Origin of the sequence: Antarctobacter sp. (assembly GCF_034670325.1) — a bacterium.
Taxonomy (GTDB): domain Bacteria; phylum Pseudomonadota; class Alphaproteobacteria; order Rhodobacterales; family Rhodobacteraceae; genus Antarctobacter.
In genome coordinates this window covers 73,560-91,561 of record NZ_JAXMNR010000006.1, presented here as the reverse complement: position 1 = coordinate 91,561, position 18,002 = coordinate 73,560, and the positions used below count along the sequence as shown (strand labels likewise).

Sequence of the window (18,002 nt, the reverse complement as noted above, 5' to 3'; positions counted from 1 at the left end):
CGGCAAGACCTGCACGGCCTCATTATGTTGGGTCTCCGCCAAGACAAATTTCCCTTTCACACGCCTTCGCCGCTTGCTCCGACCATCCCCGGTATTCAATAACTGACACCAAAGCTCCGCGCTTGCGGAACCGTGAGGCAAGAGGATAGCAGCCATGACAGACACCATGATCGGCGTGATCGGCGGGTCGGGCATTTATGACATCGACGGGTTGGAAGGGGCCGAATGGCGCGCCGTGGACAGCCCTTGGGGCACGCCTTCGGACGAAATTCTGACCGGCACGCTATATGGCGTGAAGATGGCCTTTCTGCCCCGCCACGGGCGCGGGCATGTGCATGGCCCGACCACCGTACCCTACCGCGCCAACATCGACGCGCTCAAGCGGATCGGGGTGACGGACGTGATCTCTGCCTCGGCCTGCGGGTCCTTCCGCGAAGAGATGGCACCGGGGGATTTTGTCGTCGTAGACCAGTTCATCGACCGCACCTTTGGCCGTGAGAAATCCTTTTTTGGCACCGGATGTGTGGCACATGTGTCGGTCGCGCATCCAACCTGCCCGCGCCTTGGCGATGCCTGCTATACCGCCGCCAAGGACGCCGGGATCACCGTGCACAAGGGTGGCACCTATCTGGCAATGGAAGGCCCGCAGTTCTCGACCATGGCAGAATCCAAGATGTACCGCGACGTCTGGGGCTGTGACGTGATTGGCATGACCAACATGCCAGAGGCCAAGCTGGCCCGTGAGGCAGAGCTTTGCTACGCCTCCATCGCCATGGTCACCGACTACGACAGCTGGCACCCCGACCACGGCGCGGTGGACATCACCGACATCATCAAGACCCTGACCGGCAACGCCGACAAGGGCCGCGAGATGGTGCGCCGCCTGCCCGCCCTTCTGGGGGCCGATCGCGCGCCCTGTCCGCACGGCTGCGACCGTGCGCTGGAATATGCCCTGCTCACCGCTCCGGAAAAACGCGACCCTGCCCTGCTGGCCAAGCTTGACGCGGTGGCGGGCCGGATGCTGGGCGGCAACTGAGCCTTTTGCGATGCTGCGTGTCCTCTTCTTTGGTCTGATGCTGCTTGCCCCGCCCTGTGCGGCGGCAAGCGCCGAGGATTATGTCGAGACCGACGGGCTGCTGAGCGACGATGACTTTTACCGTCTGGTCGCCTGCGCCGCCCCGCCCGGAGAGCCGTGCCGCAAGTCGCTTGTGCGCTGGCCCGTGGACCGTCCGCTGCGCGTTCAACTGACACAGATCGACCGTGTCTTTCTTGGCGGCAAGCAGAAACGCGCGCGCGCCGCGCTGGTGCGGGCGATCAAGTTCATCAACCGGGCAGGTGCAGGGATCACCCTGCAGCAAGTCAGTGCGGGGGCCGAGGCGGACATACGGATCTACCTGATCGACACCGATGGCGAGGCACCGATTGATGGCACCGGGATCGAGGGCGTGGACGGGGCCACAGTCACCGGCGCGCGGGTCATCGTCTGGTCGCGCAGCGAAACGGGAGAGATCCAGCGCGCGCGCATCATCTTTGGCACCCGCCTGCACATCCGCCACTACGAATCCGCCATGATCGAGGAGTTGACGCAGGCGCTTGGCCTGTTGACCGACATTCGAAACCCGGCTTACCTCGGGGCGTCGATCTTTTCTCAGGACGACAATGAATCCAAGGATCTGGGCCCGCAGGACCTGATGGCGCTGCGCCGCCACTATCCGCCGCAGGAGTAAAACATGGACCTGAACCTCTGGCTGGCCTTCGTGGCAGCATCAACCGCGCTGCTGCTGATCCCCGGCCCCACTGTCCTGCTGGTCCTGTCCTATGCCCTCAGCAAGGGGCGCTCTGTTGCCGTCGCCTCGGCCGCCGGTGTGGCCAGCGGCGATTTCATCGCGATGAGCCTGTCGCTGGCGGGGCTGGGCGCACTTGTCGCCGCCTCTGCCACGTTGTTCACGATCCTGAAGTGGGCCGGTGCCGCCTATCTGATCTGGCTGGGCGTGAAACTCATCCGCTCTGCCCCCAGCAAGGGACTAAGCCTGCCCGCCACAGAGGTCACGGCGCGCGGCGTTTTCGCGCACAACATGGCGGTGACCGCGCTCAACCCGAAGAGCATCGCCTTTTTCATCGCCTTCGTGCCGCAGTTCGTTGTGGCCGATGCAGCGCTGTTGCCGCAGTTCGCTATACTGGTCACAACCTTTGTCACCCTCGCCGCTTTCAACGCGCTGGCCTATGCGCTGGCCGCCGACCGGCTGCGGCGGATGATCTCGCGCCCTTCGGTTCTGACTGGGCTCACCCGGGCCGGGGGTGCCACGTTGATCGGCATGGGGCTGCTCACCGCGTCGCTGCGCCGCGCCTGAAGCCGCCTCACTATCATTATAGCGCAGGCCGAAGAGTTCTGGCTGTCCACAGCCTGAACGCTTGCAACCGCGCCCCCACCCGCGCTACCGCAGGAAAGCCGTTTGTTCGAGGAGTCCACATGCCGCGCAAGACCGAAATCAAGGATTACATCCGGACCATTGTCGACTTCCCGCACGAAGGGATCATGTTCCGCGATGTGACAACCCTGTTTGCCGACCCGCGCGGGTTCCGCATGGCCATCGACCAGTTGCTGCACCCCTATGCGGGTGTTCGGTTCGACAAGGTCGTGGGGCTGGAAGCGCGCGGCTTTATCCTTGGCGGTGCCGTGGCGCACCAGCTATCGGCTGGCTTTGTCCCGATCCGGAAAAAGGGCAAACTGCCGGGCACGGTGATCTCCGAAGAGTACCAGCTGGAATATGGTGAGGCCGTGGTGGAAATCCATGATGACGCCATTGAAGCCGGTGAAAAGGTGTTGTTGGTCGATGACCTGCTGGCGACCGGCGGCACGGCAGAGGCCGGTATCAAACTGGTCGAACGGCTTGGCGGGGAAATCATCGGATGCGCTTTCGTGATCGACCTGCCGGAACTCGGGGGGCGCAAGCGGCTGGAGGCAATGGATATGGACGTTCATGCCCTCTGCGCCTTTGACGGGCTCTGACGCTGCTGCTGACAGATAAAACCAGACAACAGAAAAGGCCGGCACCTCATCAGTTGCCGGCCTCTTGCGTTGCGCGTTACCATTCAAAACCTGTGTCGAGCTAAACTGCCCAAATCCGGAGGACGGTGCGCGAAGCGCGCAAGGACGACACAGACAGCGCGCGCCGCGAGGCGCGCACTTTTGGATCACGGATGGTTCAGCGGTGGTCGGCCAGATTAACGGCAACCGGTCTTGGTGCCGGATTGCCCGAGTTGGCGTCGATGAACTCCAGCACCAGCGGCCGGATATTGTTGCGCCAGCTTTTGCCCGCGAATATGCCATAGTGCCCGGCACCCGGCTCCAGATGGCTGGCCTTTTTCTCGTCCGGCAGGCCGGTGCAGAGATCCAAAGCCGCAACACATTGGCCCGGGGCCGAGATGTCATCTTTGGCACCCTCAACGGTCTTTACCGCAACCTTCGTGATCGCCCCGATGTCCACCTTGTGGCCGTCGACAACGAACTCGTTCTTGGCGATTTCGCCATTTTTGAAAATCCGCTCCACCGTCGACAGGTAGAATTCGGCCGGCATGTCCATCACGGCAAGGTATTCGTCGTAGAATCGGTTGTGCGCGTCGTGATCCGAGGCCTCGCCCCGGGCGACGCGACCGATTTGGTCCTGAAACGCGGCAGAGTGGCGCTCGGCGTTCATCGACATGAAGGACGCCAGTTGCAGCAGGCCCGGATAAACCATCCGGCCCACTCCCTTGGACTTGAAGCCGACGCGCTGAATCATTGTCTCTTCGAGTTGCCCCATGGTCACGCGGCGACCAAAGTCGGTCACATCCGTCGGTGTGGCGTCGGGATCGATCGGCCCGCCGATCAGGGTCAGCGTGCGCGGCTGCGCCTCAGGGTCCAGTTCGGCAAGGTAGGCGGTAGCCGCCAGCGTCAGCGGTGCCGGTTGGCAGACCGCAATCACATGGGTGTCCGGCCCCAGATGGCGCATGAAGTCCATCAGGTAAAGCGTGTAATCCTCGATATCGAACTTGCCGCAGCTCACCGGAATGTCGCGGGCGTTGTGCCAGTCCGTGACATAGACTTCGCAATTTACGATGAGCGACTTGACGGTAGAACGCAAAAGCGTGGCATAGTGGCCCGACATAGGAGCGACCAGCAGGATCTTGCGCGGCTGTTCGGCACGACCGGAGACGTTGAAATGTATAAGGTTGCCAAAGGGTTTTTCCACCACCGTGGCGATGTCGACGAGGTGATCTTTGCCGTCCTCGCACGTGAAGGTGCGGATGCCCCAATCCGGCTTGACCACCATACGTTCGAAGGTCCGTTCGGTAACGGCCCCCCATGCTGCCATCCAGGTCAACGCCGGGTTAGGAACAGCCGAGAAAATCGGATAGGATGCAAGAGTGCGCGCGGTCGCGCCCATCCAGGCATTCGTGTTGCGGATGCTTTCCATCAGGTCGTAGGTGGCCATGTAGCGCACGACGGCTGCTCCTTTTCGTTTCGCGGGGTCGGCGGGTATCCGCAAACCCAAGCCCGAGCCAATTCGTCGCTTTGCCCCCCGAAACCCACGACGGTAGTTTCTGCAACTGCGAAGGATAGGGGGATTTAGTTCCGATGACAATAAACGAGGTTGCCGCAGGCGAAAGTCGAGCGCGGCTGGAGGAGAACCTTGAAAGAGTTGAAGAACTCAGCAAGCGACTTGTTTCGGCCCTGACCCGCCGCCACCCGACGCCGCAGGCGTTGAATGGCCCTGACAGCGCGCTTTATGCCAAAGCGGCGCAGGCCTATGTCCAGGAATGGGTGAACAACCCTGCCAAATTGATTGAGCAACAGGTCAGCTTTTGGGGCAAGACCGTCACCACCTTTGTTGAGGCCCAGCAACAACTGGCGCGCGGCAAGCTGGAGGCCCCCGAGGATCCCGGCCCCAGCGACAAACGCTTTAAAAACCCGCTATGGGACAACCACCCGTATTTCAACTACGTCAAGCAGCAGTATCTCATCAACGCCGATGCCATTCATCAGGCTGTCGATGCGATCGAAGACATGGACGAAAAGGAAAAGCGTCGGCTGCGGTACTTCAGCCAGCAGATCGTCGATATGTTCGCCCCCACCAACTTCCTTGCCACCAACCCCGACGCGCTGATGAAAGCGGTTGAAACAGAGGGTGAAAGCCTGGTGCGCGGGCTGGAAAACCTGGTTGCGGACCTTGAGGCCAACAACGGTGAACTGGTGGTGCGGTTGGCCGACGACAACGCCTTTGAGATCGGTGAGAACATCGCCACCGCTCAGGGCGAGGTGATCTATCGAAACCGCATGATGGAAGTGATCCAGTATAACCCCACCACCGAACAGGTTCAGGAAACCCCGGTGGTTCTGTTCCCACCTTGGATCAACAAATTCTATATCCTCGATCTCAAACCCCAGAACAGCATGATCCGGTGGGTCGTCGATCAGGGCTATACCCTGTTTGTTGTCAGCTGGATCAACCCCGACGCCAAGTATCGCGATGTCGGGCTGGAGGCCTATGTCGAAGAAGGTTTCCTGAAGGCGATAGACGTCGCCAAGGAGGTCTGCGACGTCGATAAGGTCAATGCGGTCGGCTACTGCATCGCCGGGACAACCCTTAGCCTGACGCTGTCGCTGATGAAGAAACGCGGCGACAAATCGGTGCGCTCCGCGACCTTCTTCACCGCTCTCACCGATTTCAGCGATCAGGGTGAATTCACGCCGTTCCTGCAGGACGACTTTGCCGACGGCATCGAAGAGGAAATCAATCAGGAAGGCATCCTGCCGTCCTTCATCATGGCGCGCACCTTTTCGTTCCTGCGCTCCAACGACCTGATCTATGGCCCTGCGATCCGGTCCTACATGATGGGTGAGACACCGCCAGCCTTTGACCTGCTGTACTGGAATGGCGACGGCGCCAACCTGCCCGGTCGCATGTTCAGCCAATACCTGCGCGGTCTGTGCCAGCGAAATGAATTCGCCGAAGGTACGTTGGAGATGTTCGGAGAGACATTGAGCGTCAAGGATGTCGATGTGCCGGTGATGTCCATCGCGACAGAGACCGATCACATCGCTGCAGCGCGGGACGTGTATCGCGGGGTGCAGTTGATGGGCTCACGTTCCAAACAATTTGTCATGGGACAGTCCGGCCACATCGCCGGCATCGTCAACCCGCCGTCCAAAGGCAAATACGGCCACTACGTGCTCGAAGACATGAGCCTTGATTTCGAGACCTGGAAAAAGACCGCAGAGTTCCGCGACGGCTCTTGGTGGCCGCACTGGGAAGCCTGGCTGAAGAAGCGGTCGGGAAAGAAAGTACCGGCCCGCATCCCCGGTGATTCGGCCTACGAACCGATCTGTCCGGCACCCGGAACCTACGTGAAACTCAAGGCCGCGAAGCAAATTCAATAGCTTGCACGCCTCATGCTGCGGCGCAGAATTTCACTTGAAATGCTGCGCCGCAGCATGCATATTCTTGACAGCTGCTGAAAACGGGGCGGGCCCGAAACAGCAACAGACAAGGATTTATCAAGATGGCACAGACTCAGGACTTCACCGCGATGATGAAAGACATGATGGGCGCATTCCCCATCGACACGAAGGCAATGGAAGGCGCGTTCAAGACCACCGCCACCATGAACGAAAAGCTGTCTTCTGTCGCGCTGGAAGCCGCCGAAAAGTCCGCTGACCTGTCGGCAACCTGGACCAAAGGCACGCTGTCGAAACTCGCAGACATGTCCAAAGCCAAGGCAGAGCCTGCTGACTACGCCAAAGCCGTGACCGACTTTGCTTCGGCTCAGGCCGAAGTTGCCGCCGAAAACATGGCCGCATTCGCCGAGATCGCCAAGAAGGTCCAGATGGACACCGTCGAGCTGCTGATGGCTGCTGGCAAGGACTTCTCCGAAGATGCCACCGCCGCTGTCAAGAAAGCCACCGACGAGATGACCGCGACCGCCAAGAAAGCGACCGCAGTAGCCAAGTAATTTCGGTTTCGACCGAAACGGAAATTGCGCCCTCTCCTCCCAATCAGGCGCAATGTCCTGGGGCAGGATCTTCGGATCCTGCCCCTTTTTCTTTGCGCAAATCGTTTTTGGGTCACCGCAAGATTTCCTCGACTTTTTGACGCACCGCAGAGGTTTCACTTGAAATGCTGCACTGCAGCATCCATGTTCTTGTCAGTAGCAAACGCCGCCCCGGCAACACCAGAATCAAGGACCTGAACAAATGACAAAGACCGACGATTTCTCCGCCATGATGAAAGACATGATGGGTGCATTCCCCGTGGACACCAAAGCCATGGAAGACGCGTTCAAGACCACCGCCACGCTGAGCGAAAAGCTGTCCAGCGTCGCGCTGGAAGCCGCCAAGAAGTCGACCGAACTGTCGGCCTCCTGGACCAAGGACACACTGGCCAAGATGGCCGACATGTCCAAAGCCAAGGCAGAGCCCGCTGACTATGCAAAGGCCCTGTCCGACTTCGCTTCGGCGCAGGCCGAGATCGCAGCCGAGAACGCCAACAACTTTGCCGAGATCGCCAAGAAAGTTCAGATGGACACCGTCGAACTGCTGATGGCCGCTGGCAAAGACTTCTCGCAGGACGCGTCCGCAGCCGTGAAGAAAGCGACTGACGACGTTGCAGCGAACGCCAAGAAAGCGACCGCCGCAACCAAAGCCAAGTAATTCGGCCTAGGTCGAACCGGCATTTGCGTCCTCTCCTCCCAAATCGGGCGCAATGAGATGGGGCAGGATCTTCGGATCCTGCCCCCTTTCGTTTTCACTGTGCCTTGACAGCGGCCTACTGGCAGCCTCCGGTCACATAGCGTCCCACCGCCTCATACAACTCATATGAAATCTGGCCATCAAGCGGCCCCGCATAGCCGCCCGCATTGCGGAAATATTCCTGCCAGGTGTACGGGTCCAGCCGGACAGCCGTCATGAGGTCGGCCACGATTTCTGTATCGGGCACGGACTGCCCGCATCGCACGTAAGCGCGGCTCCACAAGCCCCAGGTCACATCGTCCACCGTGGCCTCTGGATGCGCGATCACGCGAGAACAACCAACCGCACGTTCCTGCAAGTCAGATGCGTTTCCGCAAACATCGCGTACATGGTCCAGATCCCAAGGGTCCATTCCCGCCGCGCCGTGGCCAGTGTCGGCCGCTCCGGCATAGTTGGTGGCCCAGGACGTGATCTGATCACCGCAAAAGCCCAGATCGACTGCAAACACCAAATCCTCGTGATCAGAGTACCTGAGGTTGGTCCAGGTAAGATCCCCGTACAGTTGGTGGTCGCGGCCCGTGTGATCAGGGTAGACGCCATAGTCACACCGCCGCCATTGGCCGCTGGGATCAGGATCCCAGCCGATCCAAAATCCGCTGAACGGAGTCTGCCCCCGGATGATCGGATTGTTCGGGTCCAGCATTACATAGACGGCGTCCGGATCGACATAGAGGGTCAGGCGCAACGACCGGACATCCAGGCGCGCATACTCGGTCCCGGTCTGATCAACGACGTCCCCGACAATCTCGACATCGCCAATGTAGTTTCCGTCCATATCGTAAAGCGGGTTAACTCCGTCGGCCATCGCGGGGCCAGCACAGGCCAAAACCACCGCAACCGCCAAGTTTCGCAAAAAGCTCATCATGGGTATCCCATCCATTCAAGCGTTTGACATGACTTCATTGCCCGGCCTGCCACCACAGGATGGGCCGGGCAAAAAGTCGATTACCTAGGGTCGGAGCGCATTATTCGTTGCGAAGTTCCGCGCTCTCCGGGCAGTCATTGCCGCTTTCGTAGGTCGGCAGGATAATGACGTAGGCATAGTCGTCAGAGCCGCTGCCATTTGGGTTGGGGATGGCATAGGACATTCCCCATTTGGACTCTGGTAGCCCCCTGCTGCCGCCATCGGCGCCGGTAAACGCGCCCGAAGAGTTGTACCAGCAGGTCAGAGGGCTGGCGGAGACAGCAGAGGCACACAGGCTGCAAACAAGCGCAATAACAAATGAACGCATCGGATATCCTTTCAAACTGTCAGTTCTGAAATAATGGCAGTCGGACAACCGATGACAGAAGCAGTTGACCCGCCAACACGGTTCCTCCCTGCGGGCGACGGCGCAACCGAATTATGCACTTGTCTTGGAGAATTACCTGAAAATTCAATTTTCCCGAATGCGCCAAAAAGGGAAATCCCCCTTGGCGTGCACCGATCAAGCGGTTGCCTCACCGGTCGTCTGCCACCCAATCGTTGAATTTGCGGGACAACAGGACGGGTTCACCGTCAGAAAGACTTGCCCCGCAATCGAAATGACGCGGGGCAAGGGTCTATCACACGATGGTTGCCTGCGTTGCGGCACGCAGTTCTTCTTCGGTCACACCCTCGGCGGTTTCGACGATCTTCAGACCGCCCTCGACCACGTCCAGGACGCCGAGGTTGGTGATGATCCGGTCCACCACGCCTTTGCCGGTCAGCGGCAGGGTGCATTCCTTCAGCACCTTGCTGTCGCCGTGCTTGTTGGTGTGGTCCATCACCACGATGACCTTGCCGACACCAGCCACAAGGTCCATCGCGCCGCCCATGCCTTTGACCAGCTTGCCGGGGATCATCCAGTTCGCCAGATCGCCCTTTTCGTCGACTTCCATCGCGCCAAGGATCGCCGCCGCAATCTTGCCGCCGCGGATCATCCCGAACGAGGTCGCGCTGTCAAAGTACGAGGTGCGGGCCAGTTCGGTGATCGTCTGCTTGCCCGCGTTGATCAGGTCCGGGTCTTCGTCGCCCTCAAACGGGAACGGACCCATGCCCAACATGCCGTTTTCCGACTGCAGGGTGATGTCCTTGTCGCCGACATAGTTGGCCACCAGCGTCGGGATGCCGATGCCAAGGTTCACATACATCCCGTCGTCAAGCTCTTCTGCCGCGCGTGCGGCCATCTGATTGCGATCCCAGGGCATTATGCTTCCTCCCGCTTGCGGACGGTCCGCTGTTCGATACGCTTTTCGTGGTCGCCCTGAATGATGCGGTGCACGTAGATGCCCGGCAGGTGAATGTGATCGGGATCAAGCGTACCGCGTTCCACGATCTCTTCGACCTCGACAACGCAGATCTTGCCACACATCGCCGCTGGCGGGTTAAAGTTGCGGGCGGTCTTGCGGAAGATGAGGTTGCCGGTGTCATCGGCTTTCCACGCCTTGACGATGGCGAGATCGGCAAAGATGCCTTCTTCGAGGATGTAGTCCTGACCGTTCCAGGATTTCACGTCCTTGCCTTCGGCGATCACCGTGCCAACGCCGGTCTTGGTGTAGAAACCGGGGATCCCTGCCCCACCGGCGCGCATACGTTCGGCCAGCGTGCCTTGCGGGTTGAACTCCAGTTCAAGCTCGCCGCTGAGATACTGCCGCATGAATTCGGCATTCTCGCCAACATAAGACGACATCATCTTCTTGACCTGCTTGGTGGCAAGCAGCTTGCCCAGGCCAAAATCGTCAACCCCGGCATTGTTGGAGGCAACGGTCAAATCCTTGACTTTGCTCTCGACGATGGCGTCGATCAGCAGTTCCGGAATGCCGCAGAGGCCAAAGCCGCCCGAAGCGATGAGCATGCCGTCAAACAGCACCCCATCCAATGCCTCGGCGGCCGTGCCGTAGACCTTTTTCATGGAAAACTCCCCTGATATCTGGATCAAAGGAGTTTTCGCCGCCCCACGGGGAGAAGTCAACGCACCACCGGGGTGAGAGCGCTCACATCAGATCAGACGGACCTGTGTGCCGACTGGCGTGATCTCGAAAAGCTCGGCGATCTTCTCATTGTACAGGCCAATACACCCATCCGAAGACGGGCGGCCGATCTTGCGCGTATCGTGCGTGCCGTGGATCAGATAGGCGGGCCAATCGAGATACATCGCGTGGGTGCCCAGCGGATTGTCCGCAGCGCCGCCCTCGACGGGCTTCCAATCGGGAAAGCGTTCCATCTGCGACGCCGTCGGCGTCCACGACGGGCCAACTTTCTTGCGCACGATCTTTGTATAGCCGCGCTTGGTCAATTCATCCGTTTTGGGCACCGAGGTCGGGTAGATCCGATAGTCGCTCCCGTCCGCGCTCCAGTAATGCAAGGCGCGGCTGGTGGTGTCACAAACGATGCACCCCACGCCCAAAGCGTCAAAGTGGTCGCGCCAGTCCTGACTGGCAAAGCTCGACACATTACGACGGACGGCGGATGCTTCGGCCCGCTCTTGCGCGCGCACCTGACCGGGTACGATCAGCGCCGCACCACCAGCCAGCAGCAGACTGCGTCTGGAAAAAATGCCTGTCATGATGAACTCCATGCCTGTTTTAAGGCATGGATACATCTCGCTGCGATGCGGCGCCAATCACATGTTATTTACAGGATGTGTCCTCTGACTCAGCCTGCGTCGCCAGAGGCCTTTTTCGGTGCCGCCTTTTTGGCGGCGGGCTTTTTGGCGGGCGCTTTCTTGGCCGTGGCTTTCTTGGCCGCAGGCTTCTTGGGGGCGGCCTTTTTCTTACCGCCTTTTGAAGCTTTTTCGTTCACCAGCGCCACAGCCGCCTCGAGTGTAATATCTTTTGGGTCGACGTCCTTGGGCAGGGTCGCATTGACCTTTTCCCACTTCACATACGGCCCGTAACGCCCCTCAAAGACACTCAGCGCGCCGCCGTCCGGATGCTCTCCCAACTCGCGCAGTGGTTTTGCCGCCGATCCGCGCCCGCGTCCCGGATTTGCCCGTTTTTCAGCCAGCAGTTCGACCGCGCGGTTCATGCCGATCTCGAAAACCTCTTGGAATTCCTTGAGGTTGACGTAGACCGGTTTCTCCTCATCAGGCTTTTGGTGCATGATGTAGGGACCAAAGCGGCCAAGGTTGGAACTGACGACGCCGCCCTCGGGGTGCATGCCGATTTCGCGCGGCATGGTCAGCAGGGTAAGCGCCTTTTCCAGCGTCATGCCATCCGGCTCCCAGCCGGGCAGATATTGCCCCTTGGCCTTGGGCAGCGAAGCGCGTGGCGGCTTCTTGTTCTCCGGTGTGGGCTCACCGCGTTGCACATAAGGACCAAAGCGGCCGGCCTTGAGCCAGATCTCATCCCCTGCGTCCTCCCCAAGAACGCGCTCTTCCCCGTCGGCGCCCTCACCGGCAATCGGACGGGTATAGGTGCATTCGGGATAGTTGCCACACCCGACAAAGCCGCCGGTGCGCGACGTCTTGAGGTGCAGTTGCCCAAGCCCGCACTTCGGACAGATGCGCGGATCGCTGCCATCCTCGCGCGGGGGATACAGCTGCGGCGCCAGCGCCTCGTCCAGCACGTCCAGCACTTCGGAAATGCGCAAGTCCGACGTCTCGCTAATCGCAGCGCTGAAATCGCGCCAGAACTTGGCCAGCAACTCCTTGTAGTCGCTGTCACCCGCGCTGACCTGATCCAGCTCGTTTTCCAAAGCGGCGGTAAAGTCGTACTCCACGTACCGCTTGAAGAAATTGAGCAAGAAGATTGTCACGATCCGGCCCTTGTCCTCCGGGAACAGGCGATTCTGTTCCTTACGGACGTATTCGCGGTCCTGAATCGTGGTGATGACCGATGCATAGGTGGAGGGCCGACCGATGCCCAATTCTTCCATCTTCTTGACCAGCGTCGCCTCGGTGTAGCGCGGCGGCGGGTTGGTAAAGCTTTGCGTCGCCAATGTCGCGCCATCGCCCGACATCACGGCGGGAAGACCGCGCTCCGTGCCCTTTTCCATCGCCTTTGCATGGTCCGATTTCAGGCTTCCGGCTGCAAATTTCGCGGGCTCACCCTGCATGATCTGCGGCAGGCGCTTGTCGTCGTCCTCCGCCGGCTCATCACGGCCTTCCTCGTAGACCTTGAGGAAACCGTCGAACAACACCACTTGACCGGTCGCGCGCAGACCCACTTGACCGTCATCGCTGCCGATGTCGACCGTGGTGCGTTCCAGTCGCGCGCCTTCCATCTGGGCCGCCAGCGTGCGCTTCCAGATCAGGTCGTACAGCTTGCGCTGATCCGGTTCAGCCAGACGCAGCGCCTCTGCGTCCTTGGTCATGTCGGTGGGGCGGATACATTCGTGCGCTTCCTGCGCGTTCTTGGCCTTGTTCTTGTAGATGCGCGGGCTGCCCGGCACGTATTCCTTGCCGAACCGGTCCTGAATCGCGGCGCGGCATTCCTGCACGGCCTCGGGGGCCATGTCGATGCCATCGGTCCGCATGTAGGTGATGTAGCCGGCCTCGTACAAACGCTGCGCCGTGTTCATCGTCGCCTTGGCGCCCATGCCAAACTTGCGGCTGGCCTCTTGTTGCAGGGTCGAAGTCATAAAGGGCGCGGACGGGTTGCGAGACGCCGGCTTTGCCTCGACGCTCATTACCTTTAGCGCGCGCTTTTCTATGGCGCTGACGGCCATTTCGGCGTCGGTCACATTGGCGATGTCGTAGCGATCCAGCTTTTTGCCAGCAAGATTGACAAGCCGCGCCTCGAACGTCTGCCCGCGCGGCGTGGTCAGCGCGGCGCGCACCTGCCAGTATTCGCGCGGATTGAACGCCTCGATCTCTTGTTCACGCTCGACGATCAGGCGCAGGCAGACCGACTGCACCCGCCCCGCCGACCGCGCGCCGGGCAGCTTGCGCCACAGCACCGGCGACAGGTTGAACCCCACAAGGTAATCCAGCGCGCGGCGGGCCAGATAGGCCTCGACCAGCGGCGCGTCGATGTCGCGTGGGTTTTTCATCGCCTCGGTGACGGCGGCCTTGGTGATGGCGTTGAACGTGACGCGCTCTACCTTGGTGGTTTTCTTGATCGACCGGCGCTTGGTCAGCGCCTCCTTGAGGTGCCAACTGATCGCCTCGCCTTCGCGGTCGGGGTCAGTTGCGAGGATCAGTTCGTCATCGGATTTCAACGCTTCGGCGATGGCGGCAACGTGTTTGCGCGAATCGTTGGCGATCTCCCATTTCATGGCGAAATCGTGCTCTGTATCGACCGATCCATCCTTGGGCGGCAGGTCACGTACGTGACCATAAGAAGCCAGAACCGTGTAATCGGACCCCAGATACTTGTTGATTGTCTTGGCCTTGGCCGGGGATTCGACGACAACGACGGGCATGGGACTCTGCTACCTCGCGAATAAATACTCTGGCCTTGCGGGGGCCTTGTCTGGGGCCGCGTATGGCGGCGCAACATGTGGGGTGCAAGGCCGATTTGTCAATCAGGGGTGCCGCGATGCGCCGGAACAGGCTTCTCGGCGGGCAGTTCTTGCGGTTACTGTGGCGGCATTCCAAGGAGGATTTGCCGTGTTCCGATTTGCCATAACGCTGACCGCTGCCGCTCTGACCCTCGTCCCGCTGACCGCCTCCGCATGGGAGACGCCTGCGCGGGGGTCTGCCCTGCGCACGCAGTTGATGGATGCGATGCGACCGATCGCGGAATGGACGCTTGGCGCGCCGGTGATCTTTGTCGTCTCCGACCTGAGGGTCAGCGGCGACGTCGCCTTTGCAAGCCTGCATCCAGTGCGGCCCGGCGGGCGGGAGATCACCGCAGGCGAGATTCCGCAGCGGCCCGGATGGGACAACCCCTTTGACTGGGATGGCGTGGATATTCAGGCGCTCTACCAGCGGTCTGGCGACACGTGGGTGGCCGTGCATCATGCCATGGGGGCCACCGATGTCTGGTGGGCGGATCCGCAGTTCTGCCCGACATGGGGTTCGGTCATCCCCGAGGTCTGCTGACCCACGTCAGTTGCGCGGCACAAGCGACAGAAGGCCGCCGGGCTGACGCCGGATCTGACCGTCGAGTTCCAGATCGGTCAAGGCCGGCGAGACCTTGCCCGCTGATGCGCCAAGGTCGCGGATCAGTTGATCCTCGGCCAGCGGTGACGGCCCCAGTCGGTCGAGGATTTGCCGGTGCAGCGCCGCCGCTTCACGCAGTTTGCCCTTGCCAGAGGGCGCATCCGGCATTGCAGCGGGCGGCGCGGCTTGGGGGGCGGGAAGGTCGAGTTGCGTTTGGCAATCAGGCGAAGCGGGGGCCTCTGCTGGCGGCAGAGCCTCAAGGATATCCTCGACATTGCGGATCAAACGCGCGCCGTCCCGGATCAGGATGTTGCAGCCGCTGGCGCGGGCGTCCATCGGGTGACCGGGCACCGCCAGCACCTCACGTCCCTGATCCAGCGCCGTGCGCGCGGTGATCAGGGATCCCGACTTGGCCGCCGCCTCGACCACAACGACCCCCCGCGACAGGCCAGAGACGATGCGGTTGCGGGTCGGAAAGTGGCGCGCGACCGGCTGCATTCCGATGGGCTGTTCGCTGACACGGGCACCGCCATTGGCGGCGATCTCTTCGGCCAGCTTGGTGTTTTCCGATGGATAGAGCACGTCGACCCCGCCCGCCATGACAGCGATTGTCCCGGTGGGCAGCGCGCCCAGATGCGCAACCGTGTCGATCCCGCGAGCCAGCCCGGAGACAACCACGTAGCCCGATGCCCCCAGCCCCTCGGCCAGACGCCGCCCCATTCGGGTGCCCAGCGATGACGCGCTGCGCGCGCCGACCAGCGCCACCTTGGCGCGGCGCAACACGGCACGATCCCCGACCCCCCAGAGGATCGGGGGGGCGTCGGAAATATCTGCTAGATCTTCGGGATAATCAGGCTCTCCCCGGCAGACCATCCAGGCGCCGATGCGACGTCCGGCGGACAGTTCCGCCTCGACCACGCCAAGCGGACAGGATTCGTATTTGTCGACACCTGCGGCACGCGCGACCCCGGGCAACGCATCCAGCGCGGCCTCGGCACTGCCGTGTTCGGCCAGCATTCTCCAGAAAGTCGTCGGACCAACCCGCCGAGAGCGCAAGAGACGGAGCCAGGCCACACGATGATCTTCCGTGGTGGGTGGGAGTGGGGGGTGAGTGGAAGAGTAGCTTTCGTCGCGCATCCTGACCCCGTCTTCTTGCAGGTTCAGTCTTAACCGCACGGTGGTTAACCAGTGGTGAATCCGGGAAGGATTCATTCACTTTTTCGGCTAAATGCATGTTTTCGCAAAGCAGTTGCCGTGCACGTCCTGCATCGGGGGCCGGGCTATTGCGGCGCCCCACACCCCGACGGTGCGATTCGATCCCCGCGCGGCCGGAACAGCGACGCCATCCACCGCAGCGCGGCAAGGTGCGCCAGTGCCAGAAACGGCCCCAGCAGCGCGGCAAGAACGCTGCCGATCAGCGCCGACAGGGCAACACCGATGGCCAGACCTCCGGCCATCGCCACCGCCCAGCCCCCTTTGCCGCGAACAAGAGCGTAGTGCAGCATCACGGCGCCCGGTAGGTGCCCCGCCCAGCTGAACAGCACGGTAAAGAATAACATGATTCCAATTGCCGCGAAGACACCGGCGATCTCGTCGGACAACCACGCGACGGCCGTGGCGCTGGTGCCAATCGCGAAACCAAGGACCACCGTGCCGACCAGGGCAATCCCGATCGCCAGGAGGTGCGCCCAGATGGTCAGCCCTTTGGCTATCGCCGGATCAGAGCGTAGTGGGTGCCACCAGGGCTCAGGCCTGCGCGCCGCCAACCGTCAGCCCCCCGATCATGACGGTCGGCTGGCCAACGCCCACCGGGACCCATTGTCCCTGCTTGCCGCAGTTTCCCATGCCGGGGTCCAGCGCCATATCGTTGCCCAGCGCCCTGATCTGTTGCAGCGCGGTTGCCCCGTCGCCGATCAGCGTCGCGCCCTTGACCGGGGCACCGACCTTGCCGTCCTTGACGCGATACGCCTCGGTGCAGCTGAACACGAACTTGCCGTTGGTGATGTCCACCTGGCCGCCGCCAAATCCCACGGCCCAGATCCCGTCCTTCAGGTCGGCCACGATATCCGCCGGATCGGCATCTCCGCCCAGCATATAGGTGTTGGTCATACGCGGCATCGGGATATGCGCAAAGCTCTGCCGCCGCCCGTTGCCCGTCGGCTGGACGCCCATCAGGCGGGCGTTCTGGCGGTCCTGCATATAGCCCACCAGCACCCCGTCCTCGATCAGCACGTTCTTGCCGCTGGGCGTGCCCTCATCGTCGATGGTGATAGAGCCGCGCCGGTCGGGAATGGTGCCATCGTCCAGAACCGTGACGCCCTTGGACGCGACCTGCTGGCCCATCAGCCCGGCAAAGGCCGAAGACCCCTTGCGGTTGAAATCCCCCTCCAGCCCGTGACCGATGGCCTCGTGCAGCAGGATGCCGGGCCAGCCTGGGCCCAGAACAATATCCATCACCCCGGCCGGAGCTGGCTCTGCCTCAAGGTTCACCAGCGCGATGCGCAGCGCCTCGCGCGCCTTGGACTGCCAGTCCTGCGGGGCCAGCAAGCCGTCCAGCGGAACCCGCCCGCCACCACCGGCCGTCCCGGATTCGCGGCGACCGTTCTGTTCGACAATGACACTCACGTTGACGCGGGTCATCGGGCGGATGTCGCTGACCAGCGTTCCATCCGCCCGCAGGATAGAGACCTCTTGCAGCGATGCGGCGATGGTCGCCGTCACCTGCACCACGCGCGGGTCAAGATCGCGGGTATAGCCGTCGATCTCGCGCAGGGTCTCCAGCTTGACCGGAAAGCTCGCGCCCTCGATCGGGTCGGCGTCTGTGTACAGCGTGCGATTGGTACCCGCTGGAGGGGGCGACATGATTCCGCCCCCGTCCCCAATGGCCAGCCGAGCCGTCTGAACCGCACGTTTCAGCGCGCTTTCGCTGATTTCGGTGGCATGGGCATAGCCAGCCACCTCACCGCGCACCGCGCGCAAGCCGAATCCTTCGGACGAATCGTAACTGGCGGTCTTGACCCGCCCGTCATCCAGCACCAATGATTCCGAGCGCGACCGCTCAAGGAACAACTCGCCATCCTCGGCACCGCTCAGCGCCTCACGGACCAGCGCGGTGGTGCCTTCAAGGTCCAGATGGGTGTCGAACGGGCGAAAGGCAGAGGGGGTCATGGGCGTCTCCGGCTTGATCTGGATCAAAAAAGCGGCGG

General features: G+C 61.5%; 18 protein-coding genes. 8 read left to right on the top strand and 10 right to left on the bottom strand.

Annotation, left to right across the window (positions count from 1 at the left end):
• Positions 1-154 precede the first annotated feature (154 nt).
• The 4 genes from VOI21_RS15895 (at position 155) to VOI21_RS15880 (ending at position 3,010) form a co-directional block, all read left to right on the top strand.
• Positions 155-1,036: an S-methyl-5'-thioadenosine phosphorylase gene (locus VOI21_RS15895; RefSeq protein ID WP_323770921.1), complete on the top strand. Its 882-nt coding sequence runs from the start codon at positions 155-157 to the stop codon at positions 1,034-1,036.
• Between the two features lie 10 nt (positions 1,037-1,046).
• Positions 1,047-1,727: a DUF2927 domain-containing protein gene (locus tag VOI21_RS15890; RefSeq protein ID WP_323770920.1), complete on the top strand. Its 681-nt coding sequence runs from the start codon at positions 1,047-1,049 to the stop codon at positions 1,725-1,727.
• A gap of 3 nt (positions 1,728-1,730) precedes the next feature.
• The gene (locus tag VOI21_RS15885) at positions 1,731-2,351 is read left to right on the top strand and encodes a LysE family translocator (RefSeq protein ID WP_323770919.1); all 621 of its coding nucleotides are present in this window, start codon (positions 1,731-1,733) and stop codon (positions 2,349-2,351) included.
• A gap of 119 nt (positions 2,352-2,470) precedes the next feature.
• Positions 2,471-3,010: an adenine phosphoribosyltransferase gene (locus VOI21_RS15880; RefSeq protein WP_323770918.1), complete on the top strand. Its 540-nt coding sequence runs from the start codon at positions 2,471-2,473 to the stop codon at positions 3,008-3,010.
• Positions 3,011-3,206: 196 nt separating this feature from the next.
• On the opposite strand, the gene phaZ is transcribed toward VOI21_RS15880, so the two are convergent.
• Positions 3,207-4,484 (bottom strand): polyhydroxyalkanoate depolymerase, encoded by a 1,278-nt coding sequence (gene phaZ / locus VOI21_RS15875; protein ID WP_323770917.1) that lies wholly within the window; start codon positions 4,482-4,484, stop codon positions 3,207-3,209.
• Between the two features lie 134 nt (positions 4,485-4,618).
• Here phaZ and VOI21_RS15870 point away from each other — a divergent pair, with 134 nt between their 5' ends.
• The 3 genes from VOI21_RS15870 to VOI21_RS15860 all read left to right on the top strand — a co-directional run bounded on the left by VOI21_RS15870 (position 4,619) and on the right by VOI21_RS15860 (position 7,690).
• Positions 4,619-6,421, top strand: coding sequence for a class I poly(R)-hydroxyalkanoic acid synthase (locus VOI21_RS15870; protein ID WP_323770916.1), 1,803 nt, complete (start codon positions 4,619-4,621; stop codon positions 6,419-6,421).
• 122 nt (positions 6,422-6,543) lie between these two features.
• A complete protein-coding gene (locus VOI21_RS15865) occupies positions 6,544-6,993 on the top strand; it encodes a phasin, PhaP (protein ID WP_323770915.1) in 450 nt (149 codons plus the stop codon).
• A 241-nt stretch (positions 6,994-7,234) separates the two neighbouring features.
• Positions 7,235-7,690 carry a phasin, PhaP gene (locus VOI21_RS15860; RefSeq protein WP_323770914.1) on the top strand — a complete coding sequence of 152 codons (456 nt, stop codon included), beginning with the start codon at positions 7,235-7,237 and terminating at the stop codon, positions 7,688-7,690.
• Positions 7,691-7,805: 115 nt separating this feature from the next.
• Here VOI21_RS15860 and VOI21_RS15855 read toward each other — a convergent pair whose 3' ends face one another.
• The 6 genes from VOI21_RS15855 to topA form a co-directional block, all read right to left on the bottom strand.
• A complete protein-coding gene (locus VOI21_RS15855) occupies positions 7,806-8,651 on the bottom strand; it encodes a hypothetical protein (RefSeq protein WP_323770913.1) in 846 nt (281 codons plus the stop codon).
• 103 nt (positions 8,652-8,754) lie between these two features.
• The gene (locus VOI21_RS15850) at positions 8,755-9,021 is read right to left on the bottom strand and encodes a hypothetical protein (protein WP_323770912.1); all 267 of its coding nucleotides are present in this window, start codon (positions 9,019-9,021) and stop codon (positions 8,755-8,757) included.
• Between the two features lie 313 nt (positions 9,022-9,334).
• Positions 9,335-9,958, bottom strand: coding sequence for a 3-oxoacid CoA-transferase subunit B (locus tag VOI21_RS15845; RefSeq protein WP_323770911.1), 624 nt, complete (start codon positions 9,956-9,958; stop codon positions 9,335-9,337).
• The gene (locus tag VOI21_RS15840; protein ID WP_323770910.1) at positions 9,958-10,662 is read right to left on the bottom strand and encodes a CoA transferase subunit A; all 705 of its coding nucleotides are present in this window, start codon (positions 10,660-10,662) and stop codon (positions 9,958-9,960) included. Before VOI21_RS15840 ends, VOI21_RS15845 begins: the two co-directional genes overlap by 1 nt.
• Positions 10,663-10,749: 87 nt before the next feature.
• Complete coding sequence (locus VOI21_RS15835; protein ID WP_323770909.1) at positions 10,750-11,316, bottom strand: L,D-transpeptidase; 567 nt, start codon at positions 11,314-11,316, stop codon at positions 10,750-10,752.
• An 89-nt stretch (positions 11,317-11,405) separates the two neighbouring features.
• Positions 11,406-14,114, bottom strand: a complete 2,709-nt coding sequence (gene topA / locus VOI21_RS15830) for a type I DNA topoisomerase (RefSeq protein ID WP_323770908.1) — start codon at positions 14,112-14,114, stop codon at positions 11,406-11,408.
• A gap of 187 nt (positions 14,115-14,301) precedes the next feature.
• Between topA and VOI21_RS15825 the strand changes: the two genes are divergently transcribed.
• The gene (locus tag VOI21_RS15825) at positions 14,302-14,736 is read left to right on the top strand and encodes a hypothetical protein (RefSeq protein ID WP_323770906.1); all 435 of its coding nucleotides are present in this window, start codon (positions 14,302-14,304) and stop codon (positions 14,734-14,736) included.
• 6 nt (positions 14,737-14,742) lie between these two features.
• On the opposite strand, the gene dprA is transcribed toward VOI21_RS15825, so the two are convergent.
• The 3 genes from dprA to tldD all read right to left on the bottom strand — a co-directional run bounded on the left by dprA (position 14,743) and on the right by tldD (position 17,964).
• Positions 14,743-15,933, bottom strand: coding sequence for a DNA-processing protein DprA (dprA, locus tag VOI21_RS15820; protein WP_323771186.1), 1,191 nt, complete (start codon positions 15,931-15,933; stop codon positions 14,743-14,745).
• Between the two features lie 143 nt (positions 15,934-16,076).
• On the bottom strand, positions 16,077-16,445 hold the full coding sequence (locus VOI21_RS15815) for a hypothetical protein (RefSeq protein WP_323770905.1): 369 nt from the start codon (positions 16,443-16,445) through the stop codon (positions 16,077-16,079).
• A 97-nt stretch (positions 16,446-16,542) separates the two neighbouring features.
• Positions 16,543-17,964: a metalloprotease TldD gene (gene tldD / locus VOI21_RS15810; RefSeq protein WP_323770904.1), complete on the bottom strand. Its 1,422-nt coding sequence runs from the start codon at positions 17,962-17,964 to the stop codon at positions 16,543-16,545.
• Positions 17,965-18,002 lie beyond the last annotated feature (38 nt).